The sequence below is a fragment of the Thaumasiovibrio clandestinus genome (genome assembly GCF_047250365.1).
Lineage (GTDB): Bacteria > Pseudomonadota > Gammaproteobacteria > Enterobacterales > Vibrionaceae > Thaumasiovibrio.
In genome coordinates this window covers 1-1,978 of sequence record NZ_JBLBVL010000042.1, presented here as the reverse complement: position 1 = coordinate 1,978, position 1,978 = coordinate 1, and the positions used below count along the sequence as shown (strand labels likewise).

Annotated in this window: 2 protein-coding genes; both read right to left on the bottom strand. The window is 48.4% G+C overall.

What is annotated here, in order from left to right; all coding sequences use genetic code 11:
- Positions 1-71 precede the first annotated feature (71 nt).
- Positions 72-866 (bottom strand): IS21-like element helper ATPase IstB, encoded by a 795-nt coding sequence (istB, locus tag ACKLNH_RS20525; RefSeq protein WP_413114122.1) that lies wholly within the window; start codon positions 864-866, stop codon positions 72-74.
- Positions 863-1,882 (bottom strand): IS21 family transposase, encoded by a 1,020-nt coding sequence (istA, locus tag ACKLNH_RS20520; protein WP_413114121.1) that lies wholly within the window; start codon positions 1,880-1,882, stop codon positions 863-865. Before istA ends, istB begins: the two co-directional genes overlap by 4 nt.
- Positions 1,883-1,978: the final 96 nt, after the last annotated feature.

Genomic DNA, 1,978 nt, shown 5'->3' with positions numbered 1-1,978 from the left:
TGTCAACGCCAGTTTAAATTTGACCCACTTATCGACGTTATCGCCGAAGTAAAACTGACCCACTCACGTAATTAACTTTTGCTTTCAGATAGGCATTCTAGAACCGCTGGTATGGTTCCAGCAGCCTTCTTGCCTCGTAATCGATAGCTTTCTCCGCTGATTTGTACGATGTGCGAGTGATGAAGAAGCCTATCCAGTAATGCCGCCGTTAGTGTCGTATCGTCAGCGAACGCATTTGACCATTGAGAGAACGGCAAGTTACTGGTTACGATAATGCTGCCTTGCTCGTATCGTTTAGCGATGACGTTGAAGAACAGGTTCGCTTCTTCTCTGCCGAACGGTAGATACCCGATTTCATCGACGATAAGGAGTTTTGGCGCAAGCACGCTTCGCCTCAGGTAGCTTTCAAGTTTACCCTGAGCTTTCGCTGTAGACAGTTGAAGCATTAAGTCTGCTGCTGTGATGAACCGTGTCTTTAGACTCTTTTGTACTGCTATTTGACCAAGGCTAACCGCGAGATGGCTCTTGCCGACACCACTTGGGCCAAGTAGTACTACGTTTTCTTTTCGCTCGATGAACGCCAACCCTGTTAGCTCTTTTAGCTGTTTCCTTGGAGCACCTGTTGCGAACTTGAAGTCATAGTCATCGAACGTTTTCTCCATAGGGAAGCTGGCGAATTTAGTCAGCGTTGCTCTTGTGCGTTCAGCTCTCGCTTCAAGCTCAGCGTTTAGAAGTGACTCTAAGTAATCGGCTAGACTCAACTCACGATTGGTGGCGACTTCTGCTAGTCTCGGCCACTCCTGACCCATTGCTTGTAACTTCAGCGTTGCACAAGCAGCTTCGATGCGATTCATTTGAAGGTTCATACTCGCACCTCCAACAACGCATCATACATTGATAGCGGATGTTGGAAGCTCTCAACTGGCATGACATTATCACTCATTGTTAGCGGTGCCATTGGGCGTGTCGGTGACGGAAGGGGCTGAAGTGTAAAGCGCTCTTTCTCTAGAAGAACTTGAGGCATTGTGCCCGTCGTGCCGTGCATTCTCTGGTGAGCGACGGTTTCTAACCACGCGCCGATATGTCCATTAAGAACATCGACGGTGACTTTAAGTCCGTGTTGTTTGAGTGTCGCTGCAAGCGGGGTGACGAAGCTACTTTTCAAGTAAGAGTTAAATCGCTCCACTTTCCCTTTGGTCTTTGCGCGATAAGGGCGGCAAGCTCTTGGTTTGAAGTTGTATTTATTGGCGGCAGTGAGCAGCATAGGGTTCCATCGGTGTTTGCCTTCCCCGTAAGCATCTCGCTCTATCATGATGGCTTTCGCATTATCGAAGAGAACTTCTTTGGGAACACCACCGAAGTATTCAAACGCTTCTTCAAGACCGTCAACCCAGTCTTCTTGACGCTCTCGCTCACAAAAGCGAACGAAGGTCGCTCTGCTATAACCAAGCGTAGCAACGAAGGCTTTAACACGTACGCCGTAATGCGTGATGGTCGTGAAGTCGACTTGCATCTGCTCACCAGGCTGTGTCTCGAATCGAACCACAGGGTCGACAGGCGTGCTGGGTTTGTATTGTTTGATGTGCTCCTTGAGCATCGTTATACCACCTTCGTAGCCGAGCGTTCTGACTTCACGAAGTAAGACAGTTGCTGGTATCCAATAAGGTTTTGCGACTTCAATGCGGGTGCGCAAATAGTCGTGGTAAGGCTGTAATTTGGTTGGTCGAGATTGCCGCTCGGGATACACAGACTCTTTACTTCTGTCTCGAAGATAAGTGCGAACGGTATTCCTTGAGATACCTAAATCTCTCGCGATGCGGCGGATGCTTTGCCCTTGCTGATGTAAAACGTGTATTTCCACTAGTTGCTCCTGATTGATCATAATCCGCCGCTTTGTCCATTTACGAACGGATAGTTTGCCTCAGGTGGATCAATTTTAAATCGGCGTTAGTGGGTCATTTTTACATCGGCGCTGACA

Bases quoted from the DNA above. Each gene is read 5' to 3' on its own strand.
- istB (WP_413114122.1), bottom strand. From the start codon at position 866: ATGAACCTTCAAATGAATCGCATCGAAGCTGCTTGTGCAACGCTGAAG.
- istA (WP_413114121.1), bottom strand. From the start codon at position 1,882: ATGATCAATCAGGAGCAACTAGTGGAAATACACGTTTTACATCAGCAA.